General features: G+C 40.0%; 17 protein-coding genes and 1 riboswitch. Of the genes, 11 read left to right on the top strand and 6 right to left on the bottom strand.

What is annotated here, in order from left to right; genetic code table 11:
- Nucleotides 1–48: 48 nt before the first annotated feature.
- Entirely contained in the window at nucleotides 49–2655 is a 2607-nt protein-coding gene (locus ADH51_RS06535) for a carbohydrate-binding domain-containing protein (RefSeq protein ID WP_048675358.1), read from the top strand.
- Between the two features lie 71 nt (nucleotides 2656–2726).
- Here ADH51_RS06535 and ADH51_RS06540 read toward each other — a convergent pair whose 3' ends face one another.
- The 3 genes from ADH51_RS06540 to ADH51_RS06550 form a co-directional block, all read right to left on the bottom strand.
- Entirely contained in the window at nucleotides 2727–2921 is a 195-nt protein-coding gene (locus tag ADH51_RS06540; protein WP_002891254.1) for a CsbD family protein, read from the bottom strand.
- Between the two features lie 66 nt (nucleotides 2922–2987).
- Nucleotides 2988–3620 carry a DUF421 domain-containing protein gene (locus ADH51_RS06545; RefSeq protein ID WP_021143946.1) on the bottom strand — a complete coding sequence of 211 codons (633 nt, stop codon included), beginning with the start codon at nucleotides 3618–3620 and terminating at the stop codon, nucleotides 2988–2990.
- Nucleotides 3617–4069 carry a DUF3290 family protein gene (locus ADH51_RS06550; protein WP_002885310.1) on the bottom strand — a complete coding sequence of 151 codons (453 nt, stop codon included), beginning with the start codon at nucleotides 4067–4069 and terminating at the stop codon, nucleotides 3617–3619. Before ADH51_RS06550 ends, ADH51_RS06545 begins: the two co-directional genes overlap by 4 nt.
- Nucleotides 4070–4440: 371 nt before the next feature.
- Here ADH51_RS06550 and manA point away from each other — a divergent pair, with 371 nt between their 5' ends.
- The 3 genes from manA (at nucleotide 4441) to msrB (ending at nucleotide 8005) form a co-directional block, all read left to right on the top strand.
- Nucleotides 4441–5382: a mannose-6-phosphate isomerase, class I gene (manA, locus tag ADH51_RS06555; protein ID WP_048675360.1), complete on the top strand. Its 942-nt coding sequence runs from the start codon at nucleotides 4441–4443 to the stop codon at nucleotides 5380–5382.
- A 217-nt stretch (nucleotides 5383–5599) separates the two neighbouring features.
- Complete coding sequence (gene brnQ, locus ADH51_RS06560) at nucleotides 5600–6928, top strand: branched-chain amino acid transport system II carrier protein (protein WP_048675363.1); 1329 nt, start codon at nucleotides 5600–5602, stop codon at nucleotides 6926–6928.
- A gap of 126 nt (nucleotides 6929–7054) precedes the next feature.
- Nucleotides 7055–8005 (top strand): peptide-methionine (R)-S-oxide reductase MsrB, encoded by a 951-nt coding sequence (msrB, locus tag ADH51_RS06565; protein ID WP_048675365.1) that lies wholly within the window; start codon nucleotides 7055–7057, stop codon nucleotides 8003–8005.
- A gap of 885 nt (nucleotides 8006–8890) precedes the next feature.
- Here msrB and ADH51_RS06575 read toward each other — a convergent pair.
- Complete coding sequence (locus ADH51_RS06575) at nucleotides 8891–10240, bottom strand: MATE family efflux transporter (RefSeq protein ID WP_048675372.1); 1350 nt, start codon at nucleotides 10238–10240, stop codon at nucleotides 8891–8893.
- A gap of 171 nt (nucleotides 10241–10411) precedes the next feature.
- Between ADH51_RS06575 and ADH51_RS06580 the strand changes: the two genes are divergently transcribed.
- The gene (locus tag ADH51_RS06580; protein WP_048675375.1) at nucleotides 10412–10828 is read left to right on the top strand and encodes a pyridoxamine 5'-phosphate oxidase family protein; all 417 of its coding nucleotides are present in this window, start codon (nucleotides 10412–10414) and stop codon (nucleotides 10826–10828) included.
- Nucleotides 10829–10877: 49 nt separating this feature from the next.
- Here the strand turns inward: ADH51_RS06580 and ADH51_RS06585 are convergent, their stop codons facing one another.
- Together ADH51_RS06585 and ADH51_RS06590 are read right to left on the bottom strand one after the other, a co-directional pair.
- Nucleotides 10878–12146, bottom strand: coding sequence for a nucleobase:cation symporter-2 family protein (locus ADH51_RS06585; protein ID WP_002891246.1), 1269 nt, complete (start codon nucleotides 12144–12146; stop codon nucleotides 10878–10880).
- Entirely contained in the window at nucleotides 12146–12727 is a 582-nt protein-coding gene (locus ADH51_RS06590; protein ID WP_014634692.1) for a xanthine phosphoribosyltransferase, read from the bottom strand. Before ADH51_RS06590 ends, ADH51_RS06585 begins: the two co-directional genes overlap by 1 nt.
- A 148-nt stretch (nucleotides 12728–12875) precedes the next feature.
- Nucleotides 12876–12971, bottom strand: a riboswitch (purine riboswitch).
- A 206-nt stretch (nucleotides 12972–13177) separates the two neighbouring features.
- Between ADH51_RS06590 and ADH51_RS06595 the strand changes: the two genes are divergently transcribed.
- The 6 genes from ADH51_RS06595 to ADH51_RS06620 all read left to right on the top strand — a co-directional run bounded on the left by ADH51_RS06595 (nucleotide 13178) and on the right by ADH51_RS06620 (nucleotide 18984).
- A complete protein-coding gene (locus tag ADH51_RS06595; protein ID WP_048675379.1) occupies nucleotides 13178–13858 on the top strand; it encodes a response regulator transcription factor in 681 nt (226 codons plus the stop codon).
- On the top strand, nucleotides 13848–14822 hold the full coding sequence (locus ADH51_RS06600) for a sensor histidine kinase (RefSeq protein WP_152904287.1): 975 nt from the start codon (nucleotides 13848–13850) through the stop codon (nucleotides 14820–14822). Before ADH51_RS06595 ends, ADH51_RS06600 begins: the two co-directional genes overlap by 11 nt.
- Nucleotides 14823–14966: 144 nt before the next feature.
- Nucleotides 14967–15725, top strand: a complete 759-nt coding sequence (locus tag ADH51_RS06605) for an ABC transporter ATP-binding protein (RefSeq protein WP_048675381.1) — start codon at nucleotides 14967–14969, stop codon at nucleotides 15723–15725.
- A 1-nt stretch (nucleotide 15726) separates the two neighbouring features.
- Nucleotides 15727–17727 carry an ABC transporter permease gene (locus tag ADH51_RS06610; RefSeq protein WP_048675384.1) on the top strand — a complete coding sequence of 667 codons (2001 nt, stop codon included), beginning with the start codon at nucleotides 15727–15729 and terminating at the stop codon, nucleotides 17725–17727.
- Nucleotides 17728–17811: 84 nt separating this feature from the next.
- Nucleotides 17812–18306, top strand: coding sequence for a YkgJ family cysteine cluster protein (locus tag ADH51_RS06615; protein ID WP_004182309.1), 495 nt, complete (start codon nucleotides 17812–17814; stop codon nucleotides 18304–18306).
- Between the two features lie 12 nt (nucleotides 18307–18318).
- Nucleotides 18319–18984 (top strand): hypothetical protein, encoded by a 666-nt coding sequence (locus ADH51_RS06620; RefSeq protein WP_004182310.1) that lies wholly within the window; start codon nucleotides 18319–18321, stop codon nucleotides 18982–18984.
- Nucleotides 18985–19017: the final 33 nt, after the last annotated feature.

Raw genomic sequence — 19017 nt, forward strand, 5'->3', positions numbered from 1 at the left:
TCTTGTGTTTAATAGAGGCATCTCAAAAGTAAGAAAGAGGTCTAAGATATGACATACAAAGATACGAAACAAACACAAGAACGTTACGCCATTAAAAAATCATCAAAATGGAAAACAGCGGGTTCAGTCCTAGTAGCTAGCTTAATTTTCGGTAGCTCAGTCGTCTTAAATGAAAATAAGGCTTCAGCCGATGAGACGAACACTGAATCAACACTCTCAACGGTTTCAACAGGTGAAACCACTGCTGATTTAATTGAAGAAAGTACTCAGACCGACAATACATCAGAAACTACTGAAACAAGCACAGAATCGGCTACAAGTACTTCAACTGCGGCTTCAACTTCAGACACTGATTCGTCAACAATAAGTACAACAAGTACGACAGAGGACACGACTGCTACATCAACAAGCAGTGAAACATCTGATGATTCAAGTACTTCCGCAACTCCAGAAGCAAGTTCTTCTGAAACTGCTGAGAGCACAACTAGTGAAACGTCAGCATCTGAAACGAACAATGCAGATGAAAACACTAGCACTAATACAAGCTCAAGCACCACTGAAACCACTGCTTCCGAAACAGCTTCAGTTTTAACTAACAGTGACTCAGACGCAGCTACTGAAACGACGACAACTGAGTCTGAAGATAGTGATTCAGAAAGCTCAACGACAACGATTACTTTCAATGGAACAACCGTGGTAACAAGTGATAGCGGTACTGTCACAGTTGATGGAACGACAATTACCATCAATCAAGCAGGATCATACACTTTGACCGGAAATGGTTCAAGCTATACCATTATTGTGTCAGGTAGCGTGACAGATCCAGTTACAATCTACTTGGATGGTGTGACCTTAACGGATTCGTCTATTACTTCCAATTCTTCAGCAGAATTGACTGTTAATGTCCTTTCAGACAGTTCTATTTCTTCGACGTCTGCTAATGCGATTGAAGCCGCTGGTGCCTTAACAATCACGAGTGGTACTGGAAGCACCCTTACCCTTTCAAGTACTGAAAAGCACGCCATTAAGGCTGACAGTGTAACGGTTGACTCTGTAACGCTTGATTTGACTTCTGAGGCCAAGGATGGCATCAATGCGACGACAGCTGTAACCATTAAAAATGCCATAGTCAACATCACAGCAACTGATGATGGTATTCAAGTCGAAGACGAAACAGATGTGAATAGTGGTGATTTGACAATTACCGACTCAACGGTAACCATTAATGCGACTGATAAAGGTATCACGGTTACGGATGAATTGACCATTGAAGGCAATTCTAAAGTAACAGTCGTGGCAGGTGACGAAGGCCTTGAAGGACGTTATATCAATTTGACAGGTGGAACCGTTGACATCACTGCTGGAGATGACGGTATTAACGCCACTGAGTGGACGACCAAGGACAGTGCAGACACTTCAAGCCTAACCAACTCGACTTCTGATTTGGAAAATGAAGTTGCCATCAATATTGACGGTGCAACGGTTACAATCCTAGCAGACGGTGATGGTATTGACAGTAACGGGAATGTGACAGTTAAAAGTGGTTCTCTCTATGTCGCTCAGACAAGTGCAGATAATGCCGCTATCGACTATGATGGGACAGGTATTATCTCGGATGGTACTGTATGGGCTATTGGTAACCAAGGAATGGCTCAGGCCTTTACAACGGGTTCAAGCCAATCTTATATCATGGCCAACATTTCAGGTAGTGCAGGGGACACCATCACAGTCACTGATAGCTCTGGAAATGTTGTTGCCACAACGACAGCGACGTCTTCATTTGGAAATGTAGTCTTTAGTACCGAGAGTCTAACTTCGGGTGAAACCTATACCATCACGACCTCAAGTGGTTCAAGTGCCACTGCAACAGCTACTGAAGAAGGCACAAACAACGGTCCTGGTGCAGGTGGAATGGGTGGATTCCCAGGTGGAAGCTTTGACAATACCTCAATGTTTGATAATTTCGGAGGCTATGGGGGACCGACTAGCTATGGCGGAAGCTCAACTAATACTGGTAGCATTAACACACCATGGGGCCAATCTGGTTCAATAAGTTCTGAGAATACGTCTAGCACAAGTACTACAAGTTCAACAAGTCAGACGTCTAATACAGGACGTCCAACTCCACCAAACTTTGCAAGTCAAACAAGTAACTCAACGTCTCCAAATGTGAGTAGCACAACTTCTACGACAGCAAGTAGCACAAGCCCATCAGCTCAAGGCTCATCAAGGACTAATGCTTCAGACCCTGAAGTAACATCATTGATGTCTGAAGTAGCAGTTGCAAATCAGTCAGCAGAAGTACAGCCCGCACAGGCAAGGACAGATAAGACAAGTAGCACCCAACAACAAAATCAAGAGACTGCTGAGAAGTTGAATAAGATTCCTACTCAAAATCAAACTTCTGAAGCATCAAAAGGTCAGTCAAGCTTGAGTCAAAAGGAAAATGTTAGCTCAGTTGTACAAACTAATTTTGCCCAGAAACAACATACAAGCTCTAAGGCTAATCAGTCTGCTAAAAGTTCACAAAGTAGCCAAGCAAACCAATCAACGTTACCAGATACTGGTGATGTGAGTAGCTTGGGATTAGGTGCATTAGGGGCTGTACTTATGACAGCATCATTTGCACTTAAAGGAAGCAAGCATTCTCGTTAGTAATTTTAGTTTAGAAAACAAATAAAAAAAGAAGTTCTCTTGCCAAATGGCTTGAAAACTTCTTTTTTGTCTTATTTTTTAAAGTTATTTTTAAGGCCTTCAACAGCACCTTCAATGCCTTCTTTAACATCTTCGAGACCGTCTTTTGCTTTTGCTACAACTTTTTCAACCGCACCTTCGATTTCAGTCTTTTTGTCGCCAGTCAGTTTACCTGCACCCTCTTTAAGAGCGCCTTTAGCTTGATTTAATTTATCTTCGATTCCCATAGTAGAACCTCCTTTTTATGATGATACCATTATAGACAATATTAAACGGTAATGCAAGTGGTTTGTTTAATAAGTAACGACATTAATGTTTCCTTTATCGTACTCAGCAATAAAGATATCCGAAACGTTTTCATATCCCATTTTTTGAAGCTCTTCATTTAACCAATCCTCCGTTTTACCAATAGTATCAAGAATTTCTGTTTGAATGACCCCATCAGTAACGATTGGGTATTTCGGATTTTCATCACCCGCACGAACCACAATCAATTGGCCGTTCTGTTCAATAACTGCACGTTTAACCTCTTTGAGTTGAAAAATTCCTTGAGAACGTAATTTTAAAGCGACATCAGAAGCTGAAAGTCCTATAGAGCGACAAGCTTCAGGATCTAGTTGACCCTGTTTGATGATGACGGTTGGTTTACCGTCAATCAAATGTTTGATAAAGTGAATATTGGTGATGAGCCATTTAAGAAGTAAAATCAAAATCGTCCAAATAATCAAAATCACGATATATTGGAGGATTGAAACGGTACTACTATAAATTGTACCACCGAGGATTGCACCAAGAACAAAGTTCTGTACTTGGTCAGTAGCTGAGCTAGGTGCTAGGTTTCCTTTACCTGTTAAATTGATAACAAAGACGAGTGAAATAAGCCCCAAAGCTAGTTTAATTGCAACAGTAAGATAAAAAGATGTCATTTTTTAACCTCCACGAGTTCAACATCAGACTTGTAAAGTTTTATTTGTTCTAGCAAGTAGCTGTCAGGTTCTGAACCTGAGATGGCACGATAGTACTTGTTTCCAACTTTGAGGATAGCGCCATCTGTAGTAGTAGAAGTATTGACATAAACCTTGCTCTTATCAACGTCAAGATTTTTAGACACAACCTCGATAAAGTGAAGAGATGCTCTAAATTGGTCGTTGTTAGATTGATTGCTTTGGAAATTACTGATAGCAATTAGAACCACGGCAACTAAGGTTAAAATAGAAATAATAGAGAGTTCACGAAACTTAGTATCATGGCGTTCTTTGAAGGCTTTAAAAGCAAATACACCGGTCACTAAAATAAGTCCTGCAGTAATGGCAACCATAACCCAGTTTTGTTGGCTAATCTGACTTAGCACATAGTCATAGGAATAGAATTTCATTGAGAGATTTCCTTTCATAATATCAATAACATTATAGGTTAAAAAGTCTTTAAATTCAATCAATCTATCCGAAAAATGAAGGAATGAGTAGGATTCTTAAAGGAAATTTGCTATTGAAATGACTTGCAGCCATTAAGCCAAAATCTTATGATTTCTTTAAGGACTCTGTTGATATTTTCACAAATTATGCTTATAATTGAGGTAATCAACAATCAGAACTTGCCTAAATTTTTCGAGAATCAGAAGTCTGGTAACTTAAAGAGATTGGTTATTTTATGTAAGACTTCACTGTTAATCTCTAAGAGAGTCAACACCTTTTCTTGAATTCCAAAAAATGTTAAGGCCTCTCGTTCCTAGAAAAAGGAGTAATTATGTCTGAACCATTATTTTTACAATCTGTTATGCAAGAAAAAATCTGGGGTGGTACGCATTTGCGTGATGTCTTTGGCTACGACATTCCAAGCGACCATGTCGGAGAGTACTGGGCTATTTCTGCTCACCCAAATGGTGTTTCTACTATTAAGAATGGTCGTTATGCCGGTCAAACTTTAGATGTTCTTTATGCAGAGCACCGTGAATTGTTTGGTAATCGTCAAGAACCTGTCTTCCCACTTTTGACTAAGATTTTGGATGCCAATGATTGGCTTTCAGTTCAGGTCCATCCAGATGATGCTTATGGACTCGAACATGAAGGTGAGCTTGGTAAAACAGAGTGTTGGTATATCATTGCTGCAGAACCAGGTGCTGAAATCATTTACGGTCATAACGCCAAATCAAAAGAAGAATTGCGCCAGCAAATTGAAAGTAAGGATTGGGAAAATCTCTTGACCAAGGTTCCAGTTAAAGCAGGAGATTTCTTCTATGTACCAAGTGGTACCATGCATGCTATTGGTGCAGGTATCATGGTTCTTGAAACGCAACAATCTAGTGATACGACCTACCGTGTTTATGATTTTGACCGTAAAGATGATCAAGGTAACCTGCGTGAACTCCATCTTGAAAAATCTATCGACGTGCTTACCATCGGTGAGCCAGCCAACAGTCGACCAGTCACAACAAAAGTAGATGACCTCAAATCAACGCTCTTAGTAGCAAGTGATTTCTTTGCTGTTTACAAATGGGAAATTTCAGGCAAGGCTGATTTTGAAAAGACTGCTGATTACAGTTTGTTTAGTGTGCTTGATGGTCAAGGAAGTCTTAAAGTAGACGGGCAAGATTACGACATTGCAAAAGGTAGCCATTTTATTCTACCAAGCGATGTTCAAGCTTGGCAAATCAAGGGTAATCTTGAACTGATTGTTAGTCACCCATAATTTAAGTAGTTAAACTAGACGAGATAAGAATCTTGTCTAGTTTTTTCATCCAATCAGACAGAATATTTGAAATTTTAAAAACCTTTGTGAATAAGTTTCAATTGCTTGAACTTTCAAATTAACCATGTCATACTAGTTAAGTTGACTAAAAATATTAATAAACAAGCCCTTTTCTTTTGGGAGGTTATGTCTTGTTTGTTTTAGATTGGAGTTACCTATGTTAAAAAAAGGAGGCCTTACAGCTCTTTTGCTGTTTGGTATGTTCTTTGGAGCGGGAAACCTAACCTTCCCTCCTCAGCTAGGCTTTGAATCTGGAGGTCATTTCTGGCCAGCCATTGCCGGTTTTGTCCTATCTGGTGTCGGAATTGCAATTCTAACACTTATTATTGGGACTCTAAATCCGAAGGGATATATACACGAGATTTCTCAAAAAATCTCACCTAAGTTTGCCTTGTTATACTTGGCAGTGCTTTACTTGTCTATTGGACCATTCTTTGCCATTCCAAGGACAGCAGCGACAGCTTTTTCAATTGGTATTGCACCAATGGTCGGTAATAGTCATACAAGTCTATGGTTACTTGCCTTCACAGCCGTTTATTTTGCCTTGGCTTTATGGATTGCCATGAATCCATCTAAAATTCTAGATAGTATTGGACGTATATTGACGCCTATCTTTGCCATCATGATTGTAGTCGTTATCGTGGCAGGAGCATTTAAATATGGTGGTCACAATCCTCAGGATGCAAGTCAAGCCTATCAGGCTTCTGCTTTTGGTAAAGGATTCTTGGAAGGCTACAACACCTTGGATGCCTTGGCTTCTGTGGCCTTCAGTGTAGTAGCAGTAGTCACACTCAACCAATTAGGCTTCAAGTCTAAAAAAGAGTATATCTCAACGATTTGGGTCGTTGGTTTCGTAGTTACTATCCTCTTTGGTGCTCTGTATTTGGGATTAGCCTTTTTGGGGAATCATTTCCCACTCCAAGTGGCGGGATTACCAAAAGATGCCAATATTGGTGCAAGTGTCTTGTCACAAGCCACACAAGCCATCTTTGGACCAGCGGCTCAGATTTTCCTAGCTATCATGGTGACAGTGACTTGCTTCACAACAACAGCAGGACTTATCGTTGCGACTGGGGAATTCTTCCACAAGGCATTTCCGAAAGTATCTTACAAGGCTTACGCCATTATCTTTACCTTGATTGGGTTTGCGATTGCCAACTTGGGACTTAATAATATCATTGCTTTCTCAGTGCCAGTGCTTTTGGTTCTCTACCCAATTACAATCACAATTGTTATGATTGTGATTGCTAATAAGTTTGTGGCCTTGTCTAAAACTGGTATGCAAGTGACAGTAGCTATAGTGACGCTTATCGCTTTGCTTAGTGTAATTGCCAGCCAGTTCAAACTTGCAGGACTTAATGCCATCATTAACTTCCTTCCATTATCAGGAGCATCACTGCCATGGTTGATTCCAGCTATCTTGTTCATCCTCCTGTCTCTCGTCTTACCAGATAAGATTAAGAGCGAAAGCTTCGAAATGGAATAAAAATGAATCCTATCACATTTGTGGTGGGATTTTTTCTCTCCAAGTCACCATAAGTGCGAAATCTCCCCAAAAGCGTTACACTTAAGGCGTGGAGATACAAGTATCTAGTGAAGGGAGTGTTTAAAAATGTCAAATCCAAATAATCATATCATCTATCTTGCTGGTGGCTGTTTCTGGGGTGTGGAAGAGTACTTCTCTCGTGTACCTGGTGTGCTTGATGCGGTTTCGGGTTATGCCAATGGTCGTAGTGAGACGACTCGTTATGAGCTCATCGGTCAGACGGGTCACGCTGAGACTGTTCAGGTGACCTATGATGCTAGCAAGGTGTCATTGCGAGAGATTCTGCTACATTTTTTCCGTATCATCAATCCTCTAAGCAAAAACAAACAGGGGAATGATGTGGGAACCCAGTACCGTACGGGTGTTTACTATACTGATGTAAATGACTTGCCAATCATCGAGCAAGTTTTCCAAGAAATGACTGAGCAATACGGCCAGCCTTTGGCGGTTGAATTGTTGCCTCTGAAGCACTTTATTCCTGCAGAGGATTACCATCAAGATTATCTCAAGAAGAATCCTAATGGCTATTGCCATATAAATGTTAATCAAGCAGTTAATCCTGTTATTGATTCAAGTGCTTATCACAAGCCAAATCAGGAGGAGCTTAAGGAAAGCTTGAGTCCAGAAGCCTATGCTGTGACCCAGGAAAATGGAACGGAACGTGCCTTTACGAGTCCGCTTTGGAATCAGTTTGAGCCTGGAATTTACGTTGACGTAGTGACTGGTGAGCCCCTCTTTTCATCCAAGGATAAGTTTGATTCAGCCTGTGGCTGGCCGAGTTTCTCTCGCCCCATTAGTCCTGAGGTAGCCAATTACAAAGAAGACCATTCTCACAATATGGAACGCATTGAGGTCCGTAGTCGTGTGGGTGATTCTCATCTTGGCCATGTCTTTCCAGATGGTCCAAGTGACAAGGGTGGTCTACGCTATTGTATCAATGGCGTAGCGACACGATTTGTTCCTAAAGCCGATATGGAAAAAGAAGGTTACGCCTACTTACTTGACCAAGTAGACTGATTATTCACTAGTATTAAGAGATTTTCTAGCAGAAGCTTATCATAAAATAAGAGGTTGGTACTGCTTGCTACCAGCCTCTTTTGCATGTAAAAGAAATTATTGAAAGCCCTTTAAATCTAACATAACATGTGACCTAACCGTTCAGGACAAAAAAGTGACCTTTCATTACATTTTTTAACAATTTAGGCAAAATTGTTTTACGTTTCAAATAAAAAAATAGTACACTATAATAGTGAGAAATCTGACAAGTGTAAATGTGTCCTTCTCCTTAGCTTTTGCTGGTTTTGGCGTCTGTAAACATTATTGTACTTTGTGTAATAATGAGTCTTCCCAACCTCCCAATATGATTTTATATGTCTTAACTTACCAAAACAAGACTAGCAAGAGAATACTAAGATATTTCCTTAAGAAGTAATGACAGCGCTTGTTAGATTTTGTGATAACATTCAGATAGTCCTAAGGACTATTTTATTGTGCTAAATCTTTTTGACGGAGATTATTATGGAATGGATAAATAAACTAATCATATTAATAGCCATTTGTGTCTTGTGGTTCTGGTCTTTTCTTTTACTTCCTAAAACAGGGGAGAAAGTAGTTTATCTTTATCATTTCCTAGCTCTATGTAGTTTAGTCATGATTTATGTTGCCCTAGTTGATCCAGCTGGTCTCTGTGATACTTTTTTCAATATTAAACATCTATGTTTTCATTAATGAATCCAGTTTGGTAATAGGTCAGGAAAATCTGAATTTAATTAATCACTCATCAAAAGAAGCTTTCTGTGTATTGATAACAGTTTATCTGTTTTCAATATGCAGGAGTTTTTTTTCTGTATTATCGAGATTTGGACATAGAAAAAGCAGTCGGAAAAGACTGCTTCAGGTGTGTTACTGTTGTGATTCGTATCGTTTGACGATTCTATTTAAGCGCCATTGGTAACAGAGACCACTGACGATAAGACTGGTAATCAGGCCAATCCAGTAACTATAGGGACCAAGTCCAGTGACTTTTTCAAGCAGGAAGCCAACTGGGAGGGTGATGCCCCAGTAGGTTAGGATACCGAGATAAAAAGGTACTTTGGTATCTTTATAGCCACGCAGGATTCCTTGAAGCGGAGCCGCAAAGACATCTGCCACTTGGAAGAAGAGGCTATAGGTCATGAAAATGGCCGTCATTCTCAAAAAGTCAGGCTCATGCCCATAAAGTTCAGCCAAATCATAACGCAAGAAGTAGAGGAAAATCAAGGTAAAGATAGAAAATCCTAGGGCTGTCAACCGTCCCAGCTTGCTGTAGCTCTTGACGGCATCCATGCGTCTGGCCCCAAATTCGTAGGAAATAATGATAGCCATGGCACTGGAAATGCTGAGAGGAAAGGCATACATGAGATTTGAGAAATTCATGGCCGCCTGGTGACTAGCGATCACTAGTGACGGATACTTAGACATAACCAGACCAACACCTGAGAAGATGGCGACTTCCGCAAAGACCGTTCCACCAATAGGGAGACCTAGTTTAAGGGCGTCAAGCAGAGCTGCTTTATCAAGGGGTTGAACCTTTTCAATGTGGTAGGGCTTAATCTTTTTATGCTTTCTGATAACCTTGATGGAAATAAGGAGAAGGGCCCAGTAAGCCAATGAAGTTCCAAGCCCAGCTCCAGCTCCCCCTAACTCTGGTAAACCAGCAATGCCATAGATGAGGAGGAAATTGAAGAAACCATTGAGAGGTAGGAGCAGAAGCATGAGGTACATGGAAAGGCGCGTGAGGCCAAGTGCATCAAGGAAGGAGCGAACCACGCTAAAGAGTAGGAGGGGAATGATACCAAGACTCAAAAAGCGTAAATAACCAAGGGCTACCTTTCTGACCAAAGGTTCTAAGCTTAAATGATTCAAAACTAAGGGTGCCCCCAGAAAAACGAGGGCAAAGAGGATAAGTGATAGACCCAAAGCCATATAAAGAAATTGATAGAAATCAGGTGCCACTCGGTCCTTGCGACCTGCCCCTAGATGGTGTCCGATAATAGGAACCAAGGCAGAGACGATACCTGTTAAAAAGGTGAAAAAAGGACTCCATAAACTCGTTGCCATGGCTACCCCCGCCAAGTGTAGGGTATCGTATTGACCAGTCATGGTAGTGTCCACAAAGGCTGCCGAGAAGTTGGCAAACTGATAAATCAGTATGGGCACAAAAATCTTGAAGAAAACAAGGAATCGCTCACGGAGAGAATGTGTTTCGTGCATTCTGTTTTCCTTTCTAAATTAATTTTTCAAACATTTATATTTTCATTGTACTATAGATATGACTTGCTTTCAATCTGTTTTAATCTCAAAGAAACAATTTGCTTTCATTTTCTCGAGTGACATTTTATAGGCTTTCAGATATAATTAATCTAAGGAAATGAGGCTTTGAGAATGAACACGAAAACAGAATTTTTGAGAATAATGGCAGAACAAAAAGAAATGGCCTTGGCAACTTCTGTAAATAACATTCCTAATGTAAGAATCGTTAATTTCTATTTCGACCCTAGTGAAAACATTCTTTATTTTTCGTCATTTAAAGATAATGACAAGGTAAAGGAAATAGAAGAAAATCCTTCGATTGCCTTTACCACTATTCCTCACACTGGAAACCAGCATGTCAAAGCCAAAGGTCTCGCAAAAAGAAGTTTGAAAACGATATTCGATTTGGAAGCTCAGTTCATTGCAAAGCTTCCAGATTATAAAAAGACAATAGATTTCGCAGGAGAATCGCTGATTCTATTTGAGGTGAAATTTGATACCGCAATTGTTACAAAAGATTTGGCTACAATCAGCACCTTAAAACTATGATAAAAACACCCCTTATTGGATTGGTGAATCTATAAGGGGTGTTCTTGTGTTATTTTTCTTTTTTGTTATGGTTCAAAATGGCATTGAGGACGATGGCAAGCAAGCTTGCAACGACGATACCGTTTGAGAAGAACATTTGGAAAGCATTTGGTAGGCTGTTGAAAAGGTTGCTGCCGTTAAGACCAACCCCTGCAGCGATTGATACCGCAGCAATCAAGAAGTTGTGTTCGTTGTTGGCGAAATCAACACGTGCCAAGATTTGCATTCCTTGGATAGAAACAAAACCGAACATGACAAGCATAGCGCCACCAAGGACTGGGCTTGGGATGATTTGAGCCAAGGCACCAAACTTAGGAAGAAGTCCAAGAAGAACAAGGAAACCAGCTGCATAGTAGATTGGCAAGCGAGTCTTAATACCTGACAACTTCACAAGACCAACGTTTTGTGAAAAACCAGTGTATGGGAAGGTGTTGAAGAGTCCACCAAGGAGAACAGCCAAACCTTCAGCGCGGTAACCGTTACGAAGGCGAGTGCTATCGAGTGGTTCTTTGGTAATATCAGAGAGGGCCAAGTAAACCCCAGTTGATTCAACCATAGACACTGTAGCGATAATACACATCATGATGATTGATGACAACTCAAACTTAGGCATTCCGAAGTAGAATGGTGTTGGCACGTGGACAATAGGTGCCGCAGCCACTGGTGAGAAGTCAACCAAGCCCATGCTTGCTGCGATAGCAGTACCGACAATCAAACCAATCAAGATTGAGATGGATTTGATAAATCCTTTAGTGAAAATATTAATCAAAAGGATGATGAGAACGGTGATAGCTGCAAGGAAGAGGCTTTGACCAGTTGGTTTATCAACGTTGTTCCCCATATTTCCGATAGCCACAGGGATGAGGGTCAAACCAATAGTAGTGATGACAGATCCCGTAACGATAGAAGGGAAGAGATTGGCCACTTTTGAAAAGACGCCAGAAACGAGGATAACATAAATCCCTGAAACGATAAGGGCACCAAACATAGCACCGCTACCGTGTTTCTCACCAATCATAATAAGTGGTGCTACTGACTGGAAGGCAACCCCAAGAACAACTGGAAGACCGATACCGAAGTATTTATTAAGTTGAAGTTGGAGGAAGGTTGCTACACCACACATGAAAATGTCGGTTGAAATCAAGTAGGTTAATTCATGAGCTGAATACCCTAAGGCTCCAGCAATCATGATTGGAACCAGGATTGATCCCGAGTACATGGCAAGTAGGTGTTGCAGTCCTAGGACCGCCGCCTGCGAATGTTTCTCTTTGTTTTGCATTAGATGTCTGCCTCCTTAAATACGACCTGACCATTTTCAAAACGATCCAAACGAGCAAGTGAAACGACTGGATAGCCAGCTTCTTCCAGAAGGGCACGACCATCTTGGAAAGATTTCTCAATAACGATACCAACCGCTTCGACGTGTGCACCAGCTTCTTCGATGATTTGAATCAAGCCTTTGGCAGCTTGGCCGTTAGCTAGGAAGTCATCAACGATGAGGACCTTATCTTCAGGAGTGAGGAACTTGCTTGCGATAGAGACAGTACTAGTCACCTGCTTAGTGAAGGAGTAGACCTCAGCAGTGAGGATCCCTTCATTCATGGTGATATTTTTAGCCTTTTTCGCAAAAATCATAGGGACATCCAAGGCCTCAGCGGCATAGAGGGCTGGAGCAATACCAGATGCCTCAATAGTCACCACCTTGGTGATGCCTGCATCCTTGAACTTTTCAGCAAAGACCTTTCCAATCTCACGCATGAGGTCAAAGTCCACTTGGTGAGTGAGGAAAGAGTCAACTTTGAGGATGTTCTCCCCAAGGACATTCCCATCATTGAGAATGCGGTCTTCCAGTAATTTCATATTACCTCCTATAAAAAATATAACTAAAGTGTATTTTGATTTTTCCCAGATTCTATTGAGAACCTGACAAAGATCAAAACAATCGAATAATAGAAAAAGGCTTGCAAAGCAAGCCTTTAAAATCATAAAAAGACGGTAAAATCTTATTATGACTTTATGACTTACTCATTGTTAGGTGTTACGGCACCTTGTAGAAACGTCACGCCGATTCGTGACATAAATAAGTAATGTTCTCATTATTCGATGAAGCTGTCGTTGGTTGATGATAAACCAATATCAACTCTATAATAATACTATATTTTCTTTGAAGACTCAAAGGATTTTTCCTATGAAAACGCACTATTTTAAAAATTGGAAAATTCAATCTAACATTATTGTAAGATTTGCTGAGAATGGTCGTTTCTTGGGGTATTTATTGTTATAATAGTGGGAAATGAAAGAGGTTGAGTTATGCATAAGATTTTATTAGTGGAGGACGACGAGGTTATCCGTCAACAAGTCAAAAAAATGCTAGAACAGTGGGGTTACGAAGTTGTTCTTGTTGAAGATTTCATGGAAGTATTATCTATTTTTGTAAAAGTAGAGCCCCACTTGGTTCTTATGGACATTGGTTTACCTCTATTTAATGGTTATCATTGGTGTCAGGAAATTCGTAAGGTCTCCAAGGTGCCTATTATGTTCTTGTCTTCCAGGGATCAGGCCATGGATATCGTTATGGCAATCAATATGGGTGGGGACGATTTTGTGACTAAACCCTTTGACCAAAATGTTCTCTTGGCAAAAATTCAAGGGCTTTTGCGCCGATCTTATGAGTTTGGAAAGGATCAGAGTCTTTTGGAATATATGGGTGTGATTATGAACCTTAAGGCCATGGATCTGGTTTATCAGGGAGAAGTCGTTTCTTTGACCAAGAACGAGTTTCAGATTTTACAAGTTCTCTTCGACCATGCTGGAAATATCGTTAGTCGGGAAGACCTTATGAAGGAGCTTTGGAACAGTGACTTCTTTATTGATGATAATACCCTGTCTGTCAATGTGGCACGTTTACGTAAGAAGTTAGAGGCAGTTGGTTTGAAGGATTTTATTGAAACCAAGAAAGGTGTCGGTTACGGGTTGCGTCATGATGGATAAGCGTCAATTTATCAAATATCAGATTAGGTCTCGTCTACCTTTCTATCTTTTGTTTATTTTTAATGGAATCATCTTGGTTTTGTTTGCCTTTTTATTTGAAGAGGCAGCAGATATTCTTCATTATGCCTTGACCATACTGACATTTGTGGCTATCATCATAGTTATTTGGGACTTGGTTAGCTCTTATCAGTCTTATAACTTAGCCTATCTCTATGAGAAAATGACACCATCAAGTCCTTTAGAGTTTTATCTAGCTCAGGCCTTGGAAAATGCTAAGGAGAGTCAAATGGTTCAGACTGAGGAGGAGCGCAAGCGCTATACAGATTTGATGGACTACTATACTCTTTGGGTGCATCAAATCAAGACGCCAATAGCAGCTAGTCAATTATTGCTTCAGGATGTTACGGATAGTAAAACGAGGGCTCTCTTGGAGCAAGAGGTATTCAAGATTGATTCTTATACCAATTTGGTTTTGCAGTATTTACGTTTAGAGAATTTTCATGATGATTTGCAGTTGAGGCAGGTTACATTAGAAGACTTGGTTAAAGAAGTTGTTAGAAAACATAGTCTTTTCTTTATTCAAAAAGGATTGACTATTAATCTACGTGACTTAGATGTTAAGGTCGTTTCAGATGAAAAATGGCTCTTGGTTATCATAGAGCAGGTCTTGTCAAATAGTTTGAAGTACACAAAAAGTGGTGGTATTGAAATTTACTTCAAAGATAACGGGCTTCATCTTAAAGATTCTGGGATTGGTATTAAAAATAGTGATATTCTACGGGTTTTTGAGCGTGGCTTTTCAGGTTACAATGGCCGACTGACTCAGCAGTCCTCTGGGCTAGGTCTCTATCTTTCTAAGAAAATTGCTGATCAGCTTGGACATGATATTAGTATTAGCTCACAAGTTGGCCAAGGAACCACAGTCTCCATTCATTTTCAAAAGCAGAAGTTGGCGATTGATTAATAACTTACAAAAGTGTAAGAAATATGACCACAAATGAAAGCAAGGGTTATGGTTGAGACCTTGCTTTTTCTATAAAATGGTATCAGAAGTTAAGTAAGAGGTTCCAAAAATCTCTTCCAAATTTATTAAATAAAGGAGCTTATTATGGCGTTACTAGATGTTCAACATGTTAAAAAAATCTATAAAACACGTTTCAAAGGAAATCAGGTTGAAGCCCTTAAAGATATCCATTTCACAGTTGAAAAGGGTGACTATGTTGCAATCATGGGTGAGTCTGGCTCAGGAAAATCAACCCTGCTCAACATCCTTGCCATGCTTGATAAACCAACAGCAGGGCGTGTTTATCTTAATGGTATGGACACAGCAACCATCAAAAATAAGGATGCTTCCAGTTTTCGTCGTGAAAAATTAGGGTTTGTTTTCCAAGATTTCAACCTTTTGGATACCCTATCTGTTAAAGATAATATCTTACTACCTTTGGTCCTTTCTCGACGCCCACTTAAGCAAATGATGACACAAGTAGAAGCAGTCAGTCGTCAACTGGGAATTCATTCCCTACTAGAGAAGTACCCTTATGAAATTTCAGGTGGGCAAAAACAAAGGGTTGCGGTTGCGCGTGCAATCATCACTCAACCAGAAATCCTCTTAGCAGATGAGCCAACAGGTGCTCTGGATTCCAAATCTTCAGCGGCACTCTTAGATGTCTTTGATGCCATCAATACCAGCGGTCAGACCATTCTCATGGTAACTCACTCGACGGCTGCCGCCAGTCGTGCGAAGCGTGTTTTGTTTATCAAGGATGGAATTCTTTATAATCAAATCTTCAAAGGAGATAAGTCTGAACATCAAATGTTCCAGGAAATTTCCGATACACTAACTGCAATGGCAAGTGAGGTGAACTAATATGTTTCTTCTGACCAATAGACTGGCTTTGTCCAATCTCATAAAAAATCGTAAGCTTTATTATCCATATGCTTTAGCAACTATTTTGGCTATTGCCATTACCTATATTTTTACATCTTTAACGCTTAATCCGCATCTGGATGACTTAACTGGGTCAGATCCTATCAAGATGGTTTTGGGGATGGGACTTGTGATTGTCGCCCTCTCTTCTGGAATTATTGTTCTTTATGCCAATAGCTTTGTTATGAAAAATCGTTCAAAGGAGCTTGGCCTCTATAGTGTGCTAGGCTTAGAGAAGCGTCACCTCTTTAGTATGATTCTAAAAGAAACGGTGATTATGAGTTTTGTGACTCTGCTTCTAGGTATAGGTGTGGGAGCACTATTTGATAAACTCATTTATGCTTTTCTTCAAAGGCTTATCGGTGAAAGTACTGGTTTAGTTTCGACCTTTCAAGTAATGACAATTCCTATTGTTCTTGTCATCTTTGCTTGTATTTTTAGTTTATTGGTTTTGGTAAATGGTTTCCGATTGCTACGGCTTAATCCTTTACAATTAACTAAAGATGGCCTTAAGGGTGAAAAAAAGGGACGTTTCCTAGTTATTCAAACCTTTTTGGGGCTTGGGTCTATGGGGTATGGTTACTATCTTGCTCTCTCTGTTCAGAATCCAGTAATAGCTATTATGAGTTTTTTCTTGGCTGTTTTACTAGTTATTCTAGGAACTTATCTTCTCTTTAATGCCGGGACTACAGTAGTTCTGCAACTCTTGAAAAAGAAGAAAAACTACTATTACAAGCCTAATAATATGATTTCCATTTCCAACCTTGTCTTTCGGATGAAAAAAAATGCAGTTGGTCTGGCGACTATTGCTATCCTCTCAAGCATGGTTTTGGTGACGCTTGTAGGCGCTGCAAGTATCTATGCTGGTAAAAAAGACTATCTAGCGAGTGCTACTCCACATGATTATTCAGTTGCGGGCAATAAAGTTGACCTTACAAGCACTAAAAAGCTTATGGATGATTTCTTAATCAAAACAGGTGAGCAAGCAAATGAAAAAGTAGCTGTCTCTTATCTTTTATTTGGTATAAAAAATCAAGAAACTAATAAGTTAACCGTTTTTACTAAAAATGAAAGAAAAGTTGTTCCAAAATCAATTGTTCTGGTCTTTTCTCAAGAAACCTTTAAGCAATTGACAGGGAAAGAACTCAATCTCAGTTCTAATCAAATTGCCTTATACACTAAGAATAAAACATTGAAGACGCAAAAGAGTCTGTCCATAGATGGTAAGAACTACCAGATTCATAGGCAACTTGGTGACTTTATCAATAAAAAAATACCAAATATCTATAAGATTATTGTGTCAGATTATAGCTACTTAGTTGTACCAGATATCAAGATTTTTGAGTCATCAATGAAAGGGACATCAATAACGCAAGCTACTTATGTTGGTGTTAACGTCAAGAACCCTACACATGATGCCAAGAAAAATTTAGATTTGCTAGACCAAATAGCAGGTGAAGCAACAAAACAGTTAGCTGGACAAACTACAGGTGTCCCTGAGTCTTACTTCTCTGCAAACAGCCGATATGATGCAGAAGGGATGGTAAATGGCTTTGTTGGCGGAACCTTCTTTATTGGTATCTTCCTATCCATCATCTTCATGCTTGGCACAGTTCTTGTGATTTACTATAAACAGATTTCCGAAGGTTATGAGGATCGTGAGCGCTTTGTTATTCTTCAAAAGATTGGTTTGGACGACCTTCAAGTCAAGCAAACCATTCGTAAGCAAGTTCTTACCGTCTTCTTCCTCCCTTTGATTTTTGCCTTTATTCACTTGGCCTTTGCCTATCATATGATCAGTTTGATTGTCCGTATCATTGGAGTTCTCAATCCAGATCTTATGTTAGTAGTTACAATCATTGTTTGTGGGGTCTTCTTCCTAGCCTATGTCTTGGTTTTTGCCCTAACGTCTCGTTCCTATCGTCGAATCGTATCGATGTAATTGACATAGAGTCTAGTTCAAGCTAGGCTCTATTTCTTTTATGCTATAATAGATGACAGAATTATAAATTATCGGAGAAAACACATGTCACAGACTATTGATGTCAAACGTTACGAGGAATTGGCACGTCAAAAGCAGGGGGAGCACCGTAAATTTCTAGCACAGCTCAAGAAGAAAGCCCCTAAAAATTTAGATAAGATTGTTCAGCAGGTACACAATGAAGTCTTTCAGGAGATTGATTGTGTCCAGTGTGCCAATTGTTGTAAGACACTAGGCCCAGACTTCACAGAGCAGGACATTACTCGTATTGCCAAGCATTTTCGCATGAAGTTACCTGCATTCGAGGAGATGTACTTGCAAGTAGATGAGGATGGTGACAAGGTCTTCAAGTCTATGCCTTGTCCATTTTTGGGACCTGATAATCTCTGTGACATCTATGATGTCCGCCCCAAGGCTTGTGCAGCCTTTCCTCACACGGATCGTAAGAAAATCTATCAGATTAATCATCTGACTATCAAAAATACGCTTTTCTGTCCAGCAGCCTACCTTTTTGTGGAAAAACTCAAGGACAGGATTTAGAAAGGACTTGTTATGAAACGCTTTAATGCAGGTGTTATCACCCTACTTATCATTGCTACCTATTTTATCGCGACAGCCTTTATTCCAGATCTTTATTTGGCCTTTAATTATAAGTTGATTTTGGCCTTGCTTTTTGTGCTTTTGAGCTGGCAATCTAAGGGGAGATTTCTCTTTTTCTTGGGGATGGCTTTTCTGTCGACCTATATCCATGACCTCTTTAGATTGGACTATTCAGAATGGACTCTCTTTGTAGGAATTCTTATCTTGGGAATTGCGGTGGACCGTTTGAGCAAGCCAAGTTATAAGAAGAACTTTTCTTACAAGGTTTCTAAAGAACATGAGCGAGAGATTTTCGCTAAGACCTTATTTTCAGAGTCTGTTCAGGTGGTGACTTCACAAAACCTCGAAACTGTCTATGCCAATGCCGATTTTGGACGTTTGACTTTGGATTTGCGTCAGGCTCAGTTTATGACGGATCGACCTCAGATTGTGGTTCAGGCAAATTTTTCTCAGGTTATCATTCGAGTACCTAAGGATTGGCAAGTGGATGCACACGGCCTTCATACAAGCCTGGCAGGAGTGAAAAGCTACGATAGTCTAGGAGAACGAGACTTGGCTAGCACTACAGTTTCTCTAACAGGTTCAGTATCCTTTGGACAGGTAACTGTCAAACATTGAAAATAATGAAAGAGCGAAAGCTCTTTTTTTCTT

The organism is Streptococcus sp. 449_SSPC (assembly GCF_001073005.1).
GTDB lineage: Bacteria > Bacillota > Bacilli > Lactobacillales > Streptococcaceae > Streptococcus > Streptococcus salivarius_F.